The organism is Kosakonia sp. S57 (genome assembly GCF_016516575.1).
GTDB classification, from domain to species: domain Bacteria; phylum Pseudomonadota; class Gammaproteobacteria; order Enterobacterales; family Enterobacteriaceae; genus Kosakonia; species Kosakonia cowanii.
In genome coordinates, this window is sequence record NZ_JACVUL010000005.1 from 12,430 (window position 1) to 28,300 (window position 15,871).

Sequence of the window (15,871 nt, forward strand, 5' to 3'; positions counted from 1 at the left end):
AAATGTGTGATTAACTGCAAATAAATCAGCGATTTTTGTTACAGGTGGAGAATTCGTTCACATTTATGCGTATTGTGAGCGTGATACTTATTGGTGGCTAAAGCGGCGAGGAAATGAGCGGTGAGCGTTTTTTTTGATCTGCCCTGTTACAATTGGCGCATAACAACATAAGGAACCGGACCATGAAGTCTAAAAGCGCGACGTTGGAAGACGTTGCCCGCCATGCGGGTGTCTCCTATCAGACCGTGTCCAGGGTACTCAATAAATCTGCCAATGTATCCGAAGCCACGCGTCTCAAGGTTGAGAAAGCGATAGAGTTGCTGCGTTATGTGCCGAACCGGCTGGCGCAACAGCTGGTCGGTAAGCAGAGTCAGACCCTTGGACTTGTCACCACCTCGCTGGCGTTGCATGCCCCTTCCCAGGTGGCGGCGGCGGTAAAACGCTATGCCAATCTCGACGGCTACCAGGTGCTGATCTCAATGATTGATGAGAACGTCAATCATGATATCCAGTCGGCGATCAACGAACTGAAGTCGCAGCTGGTCGATAAGGTGATCATTAACGTGCCGCTGGAGACCGATGAAGCCCAGCGTATCGCGGCTGACAATGATGACATTGTTTGCCTGTTCCTCGACGTTGACCCTTATAGCTCGGTGTTTAACGTCTCCTTTAATCCGGCGGACGGTACCCGTGCGAGCGTCAAACATCTCTACGATCTGGGCCACCGCGATATCGCGCTGTTGGCGGGGCCTGAAAGCTCCGTCTCGGCAAAGCTGCGGCTGAAAAGTTGGGTTGATACCCTTGATAGCTACGGCCTGAAACCGGTGAAGGTATTTCACGGCAACTGGGATGCGCAGAGCGGCTATGCAGGTGCACTGCAGATGCTGCGCGAAACGCCCAACTTTACCGCCGTACTGGTCGGCAACGATCAGATGGCACTGGGCGTGTTGAGCGCGTTTCATCAACATCAGATCGCCATCCCCGGCGAGAAATCGGTGATCGGTTACGACGACACCTATGAAAGCTCCTTCTTCCACCCGTCGTTAACCACCGTTTCTCTGGATCTTGATTTGCAGGGCAAAGAGGCGGTGCGTCGTCTGCTCGACAGCGGCCACGGCGACGCCGCCCGTAGTTCATCCGTGCTGCCTGCGCGGCTGATTGTGCGTCACTCTACCGGCGCATTGCAGGAGCAGAGCGCTAACCTGCAGGAGATCGCCCAACAATTGCAGGTTATTGCTCATAAGTTGATGAAATAACAGGAAAAGGTAATTAATTTTTTCAGAAAAAGCACAGCTAGGCGTGGTAAGATTTTAGTGATATTTAGAGGGAAATAACGTAAGCCAGGGAGGCAAACCCTTGATGTCCGATACGACCACGCAACGCAAAACAAAGAGCACCCCCACGCCGCACGATGCGGCATTCAAACAATTTCTGACCAACCCGACGACGGCCAGGGATTTTATAGAACTGCATCTGCCCGCGCATTTACTGGCACTCTGCGATTTACGCACGCTCAGAATGGAGTCGGGCAGTTTCGTCGAAGAGAATCTGCGGGCTTATTACAGCGACGTGCTCTACAGCCTGAAAACACGCGCAGGGGAGGGGTATATCCATGTGCTCATTGAGCATCAATCCACCCCCGATCGCCATATGGCGTTTCGGTTAATGCGTTACGCGATTGCCGCGATGCAAAGGCACCTTGATGCCGGACATAAATCGCTACCGTTAGTTATTCCCCTGCTTTTTTATACTGGAAAGCGCACCCCTTATCCCTGGTCAACAAACTGGTTAGAGCTGTTTGTCAGTCCAACTACCGCACAAGAGCTATACAGCAGCAGTTTTCCGCTCATTGATGTCTCGGTGATCCCGGATAACGAAATAATGAATCACCGCAGCATGGCGGCGCTGACGCTGTTACAAAAACATATTCATCAGCGCGATTTAAGCGAAATTCTGGACCAGCTAGCAACGCTGTTGGTGAACGAACACATCACACGACAGCAATTAGCTTCGCTGATAAACTACCTGGTGTACGCTGGCGAGACAGCAGATGCGCACGCCTTTGTACGTGAACTGGCGTTAAAGGCGCCACAGCATGAGGACCAATTGATGACAATTGCACAGCAGCTTGAACAAAGGGGCAGGGAGCAAGGAATTGAACAAGGCCTTGAGATCGGCGAGCAGCGCGGTATCGAGAAGGGACGCAAAGAAGAGGCGTTCCGCATCGCCCGGACGATGCTGCAAAACGGCCTCGATCGCAGCACGGTGATGAGCATGACCGGGCTTACCGAAGCGGAGCTGGCGCAGATTCGCCACTGAGTGCACTGGCAAATGCGCATTTACACATGACGCTGCCAGCATTAAGCTACTGAACGGTTTCACCACAATTTATTGATGTTATGACTCGGGGTGCCCTTCTGCGTGAAGGCTGAGAAATACCCGTACCACCTGATCTGGATAATGCCAGCGTAGGGAAGTCAGATGCCTGCCCGGCATCCCTTCTTCACGCCGGGCAGGAGCAAAAAAGATGCAACCTGACCTGCTTGATCCTGTGCACTCTGCACACGCGTTACAGCAACTCCGTACACACTCCCCGCTTGTTCACTGTATGACAAATGATGTCGTGCAAACCTTTACCGCCAACGTGCTGCTCTCGCTCGGCGCCTCACCGGCGATGGTAATCGATCGTGAAGAGGCGCAGCAGTTCAGCGCCATCGCTGATGCTTTACTTATCAATGTCGGCACGCTGACGCGCGAACGCGCTGAGGCAATGCACGCCGCAATTGAGAGCGCCAACCGTGCGCAAACCCCCTGGACGCTCGACCCGGTTGCCGTTGGCGCACTCACCTTTCGCACGGGTTTCTGCCAACAACTCCTCTCTCTTCGACCGGCCGCCATCCGCGGCAACGCTTCTGAAATCCTTGCCCTGGCCGGTATGCCGGGCGGCGGGCGCGGCGTCGACACCACCGACAGCGCGCTCGCAGCATTACCCGCGGCGCAGCAGCTGGCGCAACAGACCGGTGCAGTGGTCGCAGTCACCGGTGAGATTGATTACATCACCGATGGTAGAGAAACCCTCAGCGTCAGCGGCGGCGATCCGCTGATGACGCGCGTGGTCGGCACCGGCTGCGCGCTCTCGGCGGTGGTGGCCGCCTGTTGCGCCTTACTAGGTGAGCGGTGGCTCAACGTTGCGTCGGCCTGCCGGATCATGAAGCTGGCGGGCAGCCGGGCGGTGAAGCAGAGCGCGGGGCCTGGCAGTTTTGTGCCTGCCTTTCTTGATGCGCTGGCGGCAAACGGGGAGGGGGAGTAATGAAACGGATTAATGCCTTAACCATTGCCGGCACCGACCCGAGCGGCGGCGCGGGGATCCAGGCGGATTTGAAAACCTTTTCGGCGCTGGGGGCTTATGGCTGTTCGGTGATCACCGCGCTGGTGGCGCAAAACACCCGCGGCGTGCAGTCGGTGTACCGAATCGAGCCTGATTTTGTTGCCGCCCAGCTGGACTCCGTGCTGAGCGATGTGCGTATCGACACCACCAAAATCGGCATGCTGGCGGAAACCGATATTGTCGAAGCGGTGGCAGAGCGTCTACGCCATTACCGGGTGCGCAATGTGGTGCTGGATACGGTAATGCTGGCGAAAAGCGGCGATCCACTGTTATCCCCTGCGGCGGTCACCGCCCTGCGCCAGCATTTACTGCCGCAGGTTTCCCTTATCACACCCAATCTGCCGGAAGCGGCAGCGCTTTTAGATGCGCCCCATGCGCGCAGCGAGCGCGAGATGCATCAGCAGGGCGAAGCCCTGTTAGCGCTCGGTTGTGAGGCGGTATTGATGAAGGGCGGTCATCTGGACGACGCCGAAAGCCCGGACTGGCTCTTTACTCGCGCTGGCGCGCAGCGCTTTACCACCGTGCGCATTGCAACAAAAAACACCCACGGTACAGGCTGCACGCTTTCGGCGGCGCTGGCGGCGCTGCGACCGCGCCATACCGGCTGGGCTGAAACGGTTGCAGAGGCGAAAACGTGGCTGACCGCTGCGCTGGCACAGGCCGATACGCTTGAAGTGGGAGAGGGTATCGGCCCGGTTCACCACTTCCATCAGTGGTGGTAAATCAGAAACCGAAACGTGCCAGCAGAATAAGCTGAAAAAATGCCGGGCGGTGGACATTCTGACGCCAGAGTACCAGGCTTAGTTTGCCCATCGCCAGGCAAGGTGGGTAAGGACAATCCAATTCGCGAAGCGCAAGCTTACGGGAGCATTGTAATGACTGATATTGTGCAGTTACTTGGCAAAGACGCCGACAGCCTTCTGCAACACCGTTGCATGACCATTCCTGCCGACCAGCTCTATCTGCCCGGACACGACTACGTCGACCGCGTGATGATCGACAACAACCGCCCGCCTGCGGTGTTGCGAAACATGCAGACCCTTTACAACCACGGGCGGCTGGCAGGCACGGGGTATCTCTCCATTTTGCCGGTCGATCAGGGTATTGAGCACTCGGCAGGCGCGTCGTTTGCCGCCAACCCGCTCTACTTTGATCCGAAAAATATCGTCGAGCTGGCGATTGAAGCAGGCTGTAACTGTGTGGCATCAACCTATGGCGTGCTGGCTTCGGTCTCCCGCCGTTATGCCCACCGCATTCCCTTCCTCGTGAAACTCAACCATAACGAAACCCTCAGCTACCCGACCACCTATGATCAGACCTACTACGCCAGCGTCGAGCAGGCGTTCAATATGGGCGCGGTAGCGGTTGGCGCGACCATCTACTTTGGCTCGCCGGAATCCCGTCGGCAGATTGAAGAGATCTCCACCGCCTTTGAGCGCGCTCACGAACTGGGCATGGTGACGGTGCTGTGGGCCTATCTGCGCAACTCCGCGTTTAAGAAAGATGGTGTCGATTACCATGTTTCAGCGGATCTCACCGGCCAGGCAAACCACATTGCCGCCACCATCGGCGCGGATATCGTGAAGCAGAAGATGGCGGAAAATAACGGCGGCTATAACGCGGTGAAATTCGGCTATACCGATGAGCGCGTCTACAGCAAGCTCACCAGCGACAACCCGATCGATCTGGTGCGCTACCAGTTAGCCAACTGCTATATGGGGCGCGCCGGGCTTATTAACTCTGGTGGTGCTTCCGGCGGCGAGGCGGATCTCACCGAGGCGGTACGCACGGCGGTGATCAACAAACGTGCCGGCGGCATGGGGTTGATCCTCGGGCGTAAAGCGTTCAAGAAAACGATGGCCGACGGCGTGAAGCTAATTAACGCCGTACAGGATGTCTATCTCGACGAGAAGATCACCATCGCCTGATCGTCGTTGTTGCCCCTTTCCGCCAGGAAGGGGGCTTTCTCTCTCCTGCGCGTCTTTCCCCCACGGACTCCGATCACATTTCCGTAACCTTTTGTGAAAAGTATCACGCATCCTTGTGCGCATGCCCAAAAAATGGTCGCCGCTTAGCGCTATTTGTCCGAGGATGTGACCAGGTTTTGTGCATATATTTTGTTCTGAAACAGCTTTTCAAAACTCAAGGATACGGAATGAAAATTGAATCTGTAAACGTCACCGTCTTTCAGCACCCCACGCGACGGGTCTCTGACAGCGCCGGGCACTCCCATCCTGGGCCGGAGACGCAGGCGAAGATGGCGATGTTAACCATCACCGCAGACGACGGCAGCACCGGTTACTCATTCGCCCCGCCGGAAGTGGTGCGTCCGTTTGTGCTCACCGCATTCTTCCGCAAAGTGATGGTCGGCCAGGATCCTTTTAACCGCGAGCGTATCTGGCAGGATCTGGTGCACTGGCAGCGCGGCAGCGCGCATCAGCTGACCGAACGCGCGCTCTCGTTTGTTGAGCAGGCGCTGTGGGATTTGATTGGCCGCAAGCTCAATATGCCGGTCTATAAACTGCTCGGCGGCTACCGCGATAAAGTCCCGGCGTACGGCAGCACCATGTGCGGCGACGATCTCGAAGGCGGTCTCTCCACGCCGGAAGAGTACGCCGCCTTTGCCGAAACGCTGGTGGCGCGCGGCTATAAGGCTATCAAGCTGCACACCTGGATGCCGCCGGTGAAGTTCGCGCCGAACCCGAAAATGGATATCAAAGCCTGCGCCGCGGTGCGTGAAGCAGTCGGGCCCGATATCGATCTGATGATTGATGGCTACCACTGGTACAGCCGTACCGAAGCGTTGTGGATTGGCAAAGAGCTGGAGAAGCTCAACTTCGCCTGGTTTGAAGAGCCGATGGAGGAGGAGAGCATGTCCTCTTACGCCTGGCTGGCGGAGAATTTATCGATCCCGATTATCGGCCCGGAGAGTCTTGGTGGAAAACACCACAGCCGCGCTGACTGGGTAAAAGCGGGCGCCTGCGACATCCTGCGCGCCGGTGCAAACGGTGTGGGCGGCATTTCGCCGACGCTAAAAGTGGCGAACCTCGCCGAATCCTTCGGCATGGATTGCGAAGTGCACGGCAACGGTGCGGCAAGCCTTGCGGTCATTGGTGCGATCAGCAACTGCCGCTGGTATGAGCGCGGCCTGCTGCACCCGTTCCTCGACTACGACCAGCCCGCTGCTTATCTTAACAGCATCGTCGACCCGATGGATGACGAGGGCTTTGTGCATCTGCCGCAGCGCCCGGGACTCGGGGAAGATATCAACTTTGCCTTTATCGAAGCCAACACCGTCAGCCACGACTGAACAATAAAAATACCCGGGAGCACTGACTTTCGGGACGCGTGGGCCGATTTGTGTGCTTGTCACCGCCGGCAAAACGTACCCTACAGGCGACAGATAGATGAAAAAAAACTCCCTCGCGGGCGCGTGCGTGCTCGCGCTCTCGTTGATGGTGGGCAGCGGCGCGGCAGCGGCAAAAACGCCGCCCGATCAGCTCATCATCGGCATGAACATGAACAACCTGCTGACTCTCGATCCGGCGGCGATGACCGGCAACGAAGTGGTCGGCATCGTGGTCAATCTCTACGACTCGCTGGTGGAGCTGGATCCTAACGAGCTGACTAACGTAAAACCGGCGCTGGCAAAAAGCTGGAGCGTCAGCCCGGATGGCAAAACCCTGACCTTTCATCTGCGCGACGACGTGAAATTTCACTCCGGCAACCCTTTAACCGCAGAGGATGTGGTCTGGTCGATGCGCAGGCTTTTACACCTCAACCTCGCGCAGGCCTCGGTGTGGAAATCCTACGGTTTCAGCAAAAAGAATATCGACCAGCAGATCAGCGCCCCGGATGCCTACACGGTAAAAATCACCCTGCCGAAAGCCAACGATCCGCAACTGGTGCTCTACTCGCTCGGCGCGCTGGGCAACCTTGGCGTGCTCGACAGCAAAACCGTGCAGCAGCATGCGGTAAATAACGACTGGGGCAACCGCTGGCTGACCACCAACGAAGCGGGCTCCGGGCCGTTTATGCTCGAGACCTGGCAGGCGAAAGATGTGCTGCGCATGAAGCGTAACCCGCACTACTGGCGCGAAGAGCCAAAGCTGAGCCGCGTGGTGCTGCGCCATTTCCAAGAGTCGCAAACCCTGCGCCTGATGCTGGCGAAAGGGGATCTCGATATTGCCAACAACATGGCGGTATCGGATATCAACGCGTTGCGAAAAGACCCGAATGTTACCGTCGAGGCGGTGCAAAAGGGCACGGTCTACTACGTGGCGATGAGCATGAAAGAGCCACACTTCGCCAACCCGAAGGTGCGCGAAGCGGTGCGCTATCTGATTGATTATCAGGGCATCAACAATGCGCTGATGCCGGGTTACGGCGTGCTGCACCAGCGGCCGATTAAAGCGGGAATGCCCTCAACGCTGCCGGACCCCGGCTATCGGCTCGATATTCCGCGCGCCAAAAAGCTGCTGGCGGAAGCGGGTTACCCGCAGGGCTTTGATACCACGCTGCGGGTGCTGGCCGATCAGCCGTTTCTCAATATCGCCATTGCCGTGCAGTCGACGCTGATGCAGGCCGGCATCAACGCCAAAATCATCACCGGCACTGGTAACCAGATCTACGGCGCGATGCGTGAGCGCAAGTTCGACATGCTGGTCGGGCGCGGCGGCAGCGGCGTTGAGCCGCACCCGCACTCCAGCCTGCGCGCGCTGGTCTATAACCCCGATAACAGCGATGAAGCCCGGCTGACCAACTTCCAGGGCTGGCGCACCAGTTTCTACGACAAACAGCTTAATGAGATGATCGACCATGCCCTGCTGGAGCGGGATCCAAACAAACAGAAGGCGGATTATCAGCAAATTCAGGTGCGTTATGACCAGCTGATCCCGGCGCTGATCCCGCTGTCGCAAATGGTCGATTCGGTAGTGGTGCGCAATGAGGTGAAAAACTTCCAGTCGCATCCATCGGCAACCACCTTTCTGCGTGAAGTCTACAAACGCGACGGCGCTGAAGGAGAGAAACCATGAGTATGCTACTGCTTGCACCCGGCTCGCGGGCCCGTCGGGTCTCGACGCGCCTCACCCAGGTGGCGATCACCCTGTTCGGATTGCTGCTGCTGACCTTCTTTATTGGCCGCGTGATGCCGGTCGATCCGGTGCTGGCGATTGTCGGTCCCGATGCCGATCACAGCACTTATCAGCAGGTTTACCACCAGCTCGGCTTTGATCAGTCGTTGATGACGCAGTTTGGTATCTACCTCAACAACCTGCTGCACGGCAATTTGGGCAATGCGCTGCTGACCGGCAAACCGGTGCTGGACGATATTCTGCGCGTCTTCCCGGCAACGCTGGAGCTGGCGACGTTCGCCATTATCGTCGGCGCTGGCCTGGGCATTCCTCTTGGCGTGCTGGCGGCAGCACGGCGCAACAGCGTGGCCGATTACGTGGTGCGCATCATCAGCCTTGCCGGTTACTCAACGCCGATTTTCTGGGTCGGCATGATGGGGCTGCTGCTGTTTTACGCCTGGCTCGGCTGGGTTGGCGGCGCCGGGCGGCTCGATCTCGGGCTGGATGGCCTGGTGCCGCGTCGCACCGGCTTGATTACCGTCGATGCGCTGCTGGCGGGCAATGGCCAGGTGTTCTGGAACGCGCTTAATCACCTGGTGCTGCCCGCTTCGCTGCTCGGCTTTCACTCGCTGGCTTACATTAGCCGTATGACGCGCAGCTTTATGCTGGCGCAGCTCTCGCAGGAGTTCATCATCACCGCGCGGGTCAAAGGGCTGACCGAGCGGCAGGTGATCTGGAATCACGCCTTCCGCAATATTCTTGTTCAGCTGTTAACGGTGGTGGCGCTGGCCTACGGCTCGCTGCTTGAAGGGGCGGTGTTGATCGAAACGGTCTTCTCCTGGCCCGGTTTTGGCTCCTATCTCACCGGCAGCCTGCTGCTCGGCGATATGAATGCGGTGATGGGCTGCGTGCTGCTGGTAGGGGTGATCTTTGTGCTGCTGAACCTGCTCTCCGACATGCTCTATCAACTCTTTGATCCGAGGACGAAATCATGACGGTCTCATTTGATTCGCCTGTTTCAGCCGCCCGCCGCGAACGCAGCCAGCGTATCAGGCGTGGCTTTGGCCGCACGGCGGGGTTTATTGGCAAAATGGCGCGCAACCCCCTCACCGCTATTGGCGGCAGCATTATCCTGCTGCTGTTGATTGTGGCGATCTTCGCGCCGCTGATTGCCCCTTACCACCCGCTGGTAATGGATCTCAACAATGCCCTGAGCGCGCCGAGTGCCGCCCACTGGTTCGGCACCGATGAGTTCGGGCGCGATATCTTCAGCCGGCTGGTCTATGGCTCGCGCATTACGCTCTATATCGTGCTGCTGGTCTCCGTCACCGTCGGCCCGCTCGGCCTGCTGCTCGGTGTTACCGCCGGTTACTTTGGCGGCCAAGTCGATATGGTGCTGATGCGCGTCACCGATATCTTTATCTCCTTTCCGAGCCTGGTGCTGGCGCTGGCGTTTGTCGCCGCCCTCGGCCCCGGCCTTGAGCATGTGGTGATTGCCATTACGCTTACCGCCTGGCCGCCGATTGCGCGGCTGGCACGGGCGGAAACCCTGTCGCTGCGGCAGGCCGATTTTATCTCTGCGGTGCGTTTGCAGGGCGCGTCGCCGGTGCGCGTGCTGTGGCGACACATTGTGCCGCTCTGCCTGCCGTCGGTGATTATCCGTATCACCATGAATATGGCGGGCATCATTCTCACCGCCGCCGGGCTGGGTTTTCTCGGCCTCGGCGCGCAGCCGCCCGATCCGGAGTGGGGCGCGATGATCTCCAGCGGGCGCACCTACATGATGGAGTGCTGGTGGGTAGTGACCATGCCGGGGCTGGCGATTTTGATCAACAGCCTGGCGTTCAACTTCTTAGGAGACGGCTTACGTGACATCCTCGATCCCCGCAGCGAATAACTCGCCGCTTCTCGATGTGCGCAACCTGCATGTCGATTTCGTCAACGCAGGCGCGGTCACCCACGCGGTACGCGGCGTCTCTTTTACCCTCGGCCAGGAGAAGCTGGCGATTGTCGGCGAATCCGGCTCCGGTAAATCTACCGTCGGGCGGGCGCTGCTGCGCCTGCATCCGGCGAAAGCGCGGATCACCGCCGAGCGTATGCAGTTTGGCAATATCGATCTGCAACAGGTCACCGAGGCGCAGATGCGCCAGGTGCGCGGTAAACGTATCTCGATGATTATGCAGGACCCGAAGTACTCCCTGAACCCGGTGGTGTGCGTCGGCGATCAGATTGCCGAGGCCTGGCTGACTCACCATCCGGGGCAGAAAAAGGCGGCGAAAGCCAAAGTGCTGGAGATGCTTGATGTGGTGCGCATTCGCCAGCCCGAGCGGGTCTATCACCTCTATCCTCACGAGATTTCCGGCGGACAGGGGCAGCGCATCATGATCGCCATGATGCTGATCACCGACCCGGAGCTGGTGATTGCCGATGAACCGACCTCCGCGCTCGATGTGTCGGTGCGTTTGCAGGTGCTGGGGCTGCTGGACGATCTGGTGAAATCGCGCGGGCTGGGGCTGATTTTTATCAGCCACGATATCAACCTGGTGCGCAGCTTCTGCGATCGCGTGCTGGTGATGTACGCCGGGCGCGTGGTGGAATCTATCGCTGCCAAAGATCTCGATAACGCGCAGCACCCCTATACGCAGGGGTTAATCCACGCCCTGCCAGAGATTCACAACCGTCGACCGGTGCTGCCGGTGTTGCAGCGTCAGGCCAGCTGGCTGGGCGAGTGAGGAGAGCCATATGATTACTGTAAATCACCTGAACCTGGCGTTTGGCGACGGGGAGAAGCGCAACCAGGTGCTGAGCGATGTGACCTTTGCCGTGCAGCCGGGGGAGATTTATGGCCTGGTGGGCGAGTCGGGATCGGGCAAAACCACGGTGCTGAAGTGCCTGGCGGGGCTCTTTACCCACTGGGAGGGCGAGCTGGCGATTAACGATCAGCGGCTGGAGAAGCGCCTCAGCCGGCCGCGCTGCCGACTGGTGCAGATGGTGTTTCAGGATCCTTATGGTTCGCTGCATCCGCGCCATACCATCGGCGATATTCTCGAAGAGCCGCTGCAAATCCACGGTATTAACGATCGCGATCGGCGCATCAACACGCTGCTGGATAAAGTTGGCTTAAGCCGCGCCTTTCGCGAGCGCTATCCGCATCAGCTCTCCGGTGGACAGCGTCAGCGCGTGGCGATTGCCCGGGCGCTGATTCTCGAGCCGCGGGTGCTGCTGCTGGATGAGCCGACCTCGGCGCTGGATGTCTCGGTGCAGGCGGAGATCCTCAACCTGCTGGCGGCGCTGCATCAGGAGTCGCAGTTAACCTATTTGATGGTGACGCACGATTTGGGGGTGATTGCCCATCTCTGCCAGAAGGTGGCGGTGATGCAGCATGGGAAAATCCTTGAAACCTTAACGGTGGATGCACTGGTCAGCGGCGCGGCGCAAACGGATTATACGCGGATGCTGGTGAATGCCAGCCAGCAATATAGCCGCGAGATGGCGCGCGAGGTAGCTGCGTATTGATCACCGGTATATAGCCCCTGAAACGGCGTAGGCCTGATAAGCGTAGCGCCATCAGGCATTGGCGGCGGCATGTTGCCTTGGAGGAATGGTTCCGTTCACCAGGTGTGCGGCGAAATATTTTTATCACCGGTGCGGTGAACGGGACAAGGGGAGCGGCCGCGCTCCCCTTGTCAATCCCCGCGGCCCCGCGAGGAAATCGGTGCTGCGCACTGCGCTCACCTCCCGCGTGCCTGACTGCGGCCGGCTCGACTCGACATCCTGTCTCGGTTCGCCTCTGTCCGCCATCCATGGCGTCCAGACCTTGTCATTCCCGCTTCGGTTCGCCGATTTCAGCGGGGGTCAACACCGTCGCTGTCATATTGCAGATAAAAACAAAGTCGGTGTCGCTGAAAGCGCGTTTTTGTAGGCCGGATAAGGCGTAGCCGCCATCCGGCAATTGTGCCGCGGAGATAATGCCGGATGGCGCGTACCGCTTATCCGGCCTACGGTTTAGGGTTCACCGATAAACCTTATTTCAATAACGGGCAATCCGGCGGCAGGCGGCACTGCAACGCATTGGGCAGCACCTCCATACGGAAATGCTCGCCGCGCAGCGGTTCGCCGTCGAGGTTAAAGGTCATTTCATGGGGAGCGGTGATCTCAAACCACGCCGAGTGACCATCGATAATATGCGGATTATCCTCCTCCTGCTGGGTCAGCGTAGTGAAGAGGGCAGGGATAATCTCTTCGCCGGTAAAAATCCGCAGCTGCAACTGACCATCATTAATCAGCGCCTCCGGGCAGAGCTGCTGACCGCCGCCAGCCTGGCGACCATTACCAATACCGATCACCAGCGCATCACCCTCCCAGTGGAAATCCTCGCCGCGAATCACGCAATGGTCAGATTTCAGCATATCCATACGCATCAGGCCGTGAATCAGATAGGAGACGCCGCCGAGCGCGGCTTTCAGTTTTTCTGGCGTTTCGCTGGTAATGCGCGTTCCAAAACCGCCCGTCGCCATATTGATAAAGCAGGTCTCATTATTCACTTTCGCAATATCAATCGGCACCGCTTTACCGACAATCGCCAGCTGCAAGGCTTTATCCAGCGCTTCCGGGATGGCGGTACTGGTAGCGAAATCATTAGCGGTGCCAAGGGGCAGAATACCCAGCACCGGTTTATGCTCTCCCGGGCAATTCACCAGCGCGGTAGCTACTTCATTGATGGTGCCATCACCGCCGCCAGCAATCACCGTCGCGACGCCAAGCTGCTGCGCTTCTGCAACATAACGTGCGGCATCGCCTTTTTCCCAGGTGACGCGCACCTGAATATCCATACCTTCATCGCGCAGCAAATTTATCGCTTCGCGCAGCGGCTCGTCACCGGCGCTTTTGCCGTTAAGGATCAATAAGCTTGTGGGAAATGTACTCATTCTCTTCGTCCTGACAAAAAATCCATGACGAAAGTGTATCTCAGGAAAAGCGAAGGCGTGGAAAAAGCAGATAAAGGGAGAAAAAAATAAGCCTGCGTAAGGGAGATTACGCAGGCTAAGGAGGTGGTTCCTGGTACAGCCAGCATTTATGGGTTATGTTTTTTCAGCGGAGTGCATAATAACCGCATTAAACGTGGCGGTGTGTGATCCGATTCTAAGAATCTTCGCACCGTAAGAATAACCCTGCTAAATTACTTTCCGTGCGGGTTTCTGGTTGTCTGACCAGTGAAATTACGCATCAAAAGCGCGTACTCCAGAGGCATATCCTGGGGAACCGGCAGCCATACGGTGTAACCATCTCCTGGTGCCACAGACATCGCTTCGCCTTTGCCGCTCTCCATCTGCTCCAGCGTAAAGTTGACGTTGCCCTGCGGCGTCATCAATTCGAGGCTGTCGCCAACGGAGAACTTATTTTTCACCCGCACCGCCGCGAGCTCGCCTTTGCGCTCGCCAGTAAACTCGCCGACAAACTGCTGGCGCTCAGAGAGCGAGTAGCCGTAGTCGTAATTCTGGTAATCATCATGGGTATGACGGCGCAGGAAGCCTTCGGTATAGCCGCGGTGCGCCAGCCCTTCCAGCGTCTCCAGCAATGAGGTGTCGAACGGTTTACCCGCTGCGGCATCGTCAATCGCTTTGCGGTAGACCTGCGCGGTGCGTGCGCAGTAGTAGAAGGATTTGGTACGGCCTTCGATCTTAAGCGAGTGCACGCCCATCTGCGTCAGACGTTCAACGTGGGCAATCGCGCGCAGATCTTTGGAGTTCATGATGTAGGTGCCGTGCTCATCTTCAAAGGCGGTCATGTACTCGCCCGGACGCTGCGCCTCCTCAATCATAAACACCTTATCGGTCGGCGCGCCAACGCCGAGGGTCGGCTCAACGTTCTGTACCGGGATCGGCTCGTGAACGTGCACAATGTTACCGACCGCGTCCTCTTTCCCTTCCTGTACGTTATACTCCCAGCGGCAGGCGTTGGTGCAGGTGCCCTGGTTCGGGTCGCGTTTGTTGATATAGCCCGACAGCAGGCAGCGGCCGGAGTAGGCCATGCACAGCGCGCCGTGAACGAAGATCTCCAGCTCCATCTCCGGCACCTGGGCGCGGATTTCGGCAATCTCTTCCAGCGACAGTTCGCGGGAGAGGATCACGCGCGTCAGCCCCATCTGTTGCCAGAACTTCACCGTCGCCCAGTTGACGGCATTCGCCTGCACCGAGAGGTGGATCGGCATCTGCGGGAAGTGTTCACGAACCATCATGATAAGCCCCGGATCGGACATAATCAGCGCGTCCGGCCCCATCTCCACCACCGGTTGCAGATCGCGGATAAAGGTTTTCAGCTTGGCGTTGTGCGGCGCGATATTCACTACTACATAAAACTGCTTACCCAGCGCGTGGGCTTCGTTAATGCCGATTTGCAGATTTTCGTGGTTGAATTCGTTATTACGCACGCGCAGCGAGTAGCGCGGCTGGCCTGCGTAAACGGCGTCCGCGCCGTAAGCGAAAGCGTAACGCATATTTTTCAGCGTTCCCGCCGGGGAGAGAAGTTCCGGTTTAAACATGATGATCTCATTCTGATGACAGGTCAGATCGCCCCATTCTCATGGGGCGGCAGGGGAGTTCCCCTGAATTTAGGGCGGGAATTGTAGCGCTGCGCGCCGGGGGAGTAAACCGGCGTCTCAGTTGACGCGCAGGTAGGTACCGTCGGCGCTGACGTTATGACCAAAAGCGCAGTTGTCGATGTTGTCGGTCTTCATAGCGAGACTTTTACCATCCGGCGAAAGCGCCAGCGAGATCTTACAGGTAGTGCCTAAATCCGAAATGACGATATCGCCTTTACCCGCTTTGAGCGTCACTTTTTCACTGAACTCGCCGATATTCGGCCCGGAGTAGAGCCCCATCAGACCGTAGTAGGCACCTTCCCAGTCAGCTTTATAAGTGTCGTTGCCCTGCGATGTCAGCTTGAGGGTCTGGAAACCACTGCGTCCGGAATATTGCCAGTACTCACCGGCAGGGGAGGTCGGCTTCGGCAGCGCGTCCAGTTTGTCCTGGATGCGCGACAGGTTATATTTCGACTTCTCGTCATCCGGCATGATGGTCAGCCACGCCTGCGCTTTGCGGTATTCGCCCTGGCGGATCCAGGTCAGCGCGACGTTATTGTAGGCGGTGGCGATCAGCACATCATTGGGATCATTCTTGCCAAACTCGCACTGCTCAAGCCACGCCGCCTGCTGCTCAAAAGCTTCACGCGCTTTCGGGTAGTTTTTCGCGCTGTAGAAGGTCTCGCCCTGTTTTGCGTAGCTGCTGATTTTGGCGCAGTCAGCCTTAATTTGCGCTTCGGTAATCTCTGCCTGGCAACCGAAGGCCGCGAACATCAGCGCCAGCGCGCCGTAGGTATATTTCCTCACCATCCCTTCCTTATAAAAAGA

The 15,871-nt window shown here is 57.8% G+C and carries 14 protein-coding genes and 1 riboswitch; of the genes, 11 read left to right on the top strand and 3 right to left on the bottom strand.

Going from position 1 to position 15,871, the window contains the following annotated elements:
* The first annotated feature begins 182 nt into the window (after window positions 1-182).
* The 11 genes from IAE48_RS06160 (at window position 183) to IAE48_RS06210 (ending at window position 11,979) form a co-directional block, all read left to right on the top strand.
* Window positions 183-1,256, top strand: coding sequence for a LacI family DNA-binding transcriptional regulator (locus tag IAE48_RS06160; protein ID WP_023478571.1), 1,074 nt, complete (start codon window positions 183-185; stop codon window positions 1,254-1,256).
* Window positions 1,257-1,359: 103 nt separating this feature from the next.
* Window positions 1,360-2,319 carry an Rpn family recombination-promoting nuclease/putative transposase gene (locus IAE48_RS06165; protein ID WP_200133813.1) on the top strand — a complete coding sequence of 320 codons (960 nt, stop codon included), beginning with the start codon at window positions 1,360-1,362 and terminating at the stop codon, window positions 2,317-2,319.
* 76 nt (window positions 2,320-2,395) lie between these two features.
* Window positions 2,396-2,492, top strand: a riboswitch (TPP riboswitch).
* Between the two features lie 35 nt (window positions 2,493-2,527).
* Window positions 2,528-3,310 (top strand): hydroxyethylthiazole kinase, encoded by a 783-nt coding sequence (gene thiM, locus IAE48_RS06170; RefSeq protein WP_200133814.1) that lies wholly within the window; start codon window positions 2,528-2,530, stop codon window positions 3,308-3,310.
* Window positions 3,310-4,110, top strand: coding sequence for a bifunctional hydroxymethylpyrimidine kinase/phosphomethylpyrimidine kinase (gene thiD, locus IAE48_RS06175; protein WP_200133815.1), 801 nt, complete (start codon window positions 3,310-3,312; stop codon window positions 4,108-4,110). The genes thiM and thiD overlap by 1 nt, the downstream gene beginning before the upstream one ends.
* A 153-nt stretch (window positions 4,111-4,263) precedes the next feature.
* Window positions 4,264-5,316: a class I fructose-bisphosphate aldolase gene (fbaB, locus tag IAE48_RS06180; RefSeq protein WP_023478565.1), complete on the top strand. Its 1,053-nt coding sequence runs from the start codon at window positions 4,264-4,266 to the stop codon at window positions 5,314-5,316.
* A gap of 227 nt (window positions 5,317-5,543) precedes the next feature.
* Window positions 5,544-6,698 carry a mandelate racemase family protein gene (locus IAE48_RS06185; protein ID WP_200133816.1) on the top strand — a complete coding sequence of 385 codons (1,155 nt, stop codon included), beginning with the start codon at window positions 5,544-5,546 and terminating at the stop codon, window positions 6,696-6,698.
* Window positions 6,699-6,795: 97 nt separating this feature from the next.
* Entirely contained in the window at window positions 6,796-8,424 is a 1,629-nt protein-coding gene (locus tag IAE48_RS06190) for an ABC transporter substrate-binding protein (RefSeq protein ID WP_200133817.1), read from the top strand.
* On the top strand, window positions 8,421-9,458 hold the full coding sequence (locus IAE48_RS06195; RefSeq protein ID WP_023478569.1) for an ABC transporter permease: 1,038 nt from the start codon (window positions 8,421-8,423) through the stop codon (window positions 9,456-9,458). The genes IAE48_RS06190 and IAE48_RS06195 overlap by 4 nt, the downstream gene beginning before the upstream one ends.
* Complete coding sequence (locus tag IAE48_RS06200) at window positions 9,455-10,360, top strand: ABC transporter permease (protein WP_200133818.1); 906 nt, start codon at window positions 9,455-9,457, stop codon at window positions 10,358-10,360. The genes IAE48_RS06195 and IAE48_RS06200 overlap by 4 nt, the downstream gene beginning before the upstream one ends.
* Entirely contained in the window at window positions 10,332-11,195 is an 864-nt protein-coding gene (locus tag IAE48_RS06205) for an ABC transporter ATP-binding protein (protein ID WP_200133819.1), read from the top strand. The genes IAE48_RS06200 and IAE48_RS06205 overlap by 29 nt, the downstream gene beginning before the upstream one ends.
* A 10-nt stretch (window positions 11,196-11,205) precedes the next feature.
* Window positions 11,206-11,979: an ABC transporter ATP-binding protein gene (locus tag IAE48_RS06210; RefSeq protein ID WP_042712809.1), complete on the top strand. Its 774-nt coding sequence runs from the start codon at window positions 11,206-11,208 to the stop codon at window positions 11,977-11,979.
* 509 nt (window positions 11,980-12,488) lie between these two features.
* Here the strand turns inward: IAE48_RS06210 and yegS are convergent.
* The 3 genes from yegS to IAE48_RS06225 all read right to left on the bottom strand — a co-directional run bounded on the left by yegS (window position 12,489) and on the right by IAE48_RS06225 (window position 15,853).
* On the bottom strand, window positions 12,489-13,391 hold the full coding sequence (gene yegS / locus IAE48_RS06215) for a lipid kinase YegS (protein WP_200133820.1): 903 nt from the start codon (window positions 13,389-13,391) through the stop codon (window positions 12,489-12,491).
* A gap of 251 nt (window positions 13,392-13,642) precedes the next feature.
* The gene (gene yegQ, locus IAE48_RS06220; protein WP_200133821.1) at window positions 13,643-15,004 is read right to left on the bottom strand and encodes a tRNA 5-hydroxyuridine modification protein YegQ; all 1,362 of its coding nucleotides are present in this window, start codon (window positions 15,002-15,004) and stop codon (window positions 13,643-13,645) included.
* Between the two features lie 117 nt (window positions 15,005-15,121).
* Window positions 15,122-15,853 (bottom strand): tetratricopeptide repeat protein, encoded by a 732-nt coding sequence (locus tag IAE48_RS06225; RefSeq protein ID WP_200133822.1) that lies wholly within the window; start codon window positions 15,851-15,853, stop codon window positions 15,122-15,124.
* Between the last annotated feature and the right edge of the window lie 18 nt (window positions 15,854-15,871).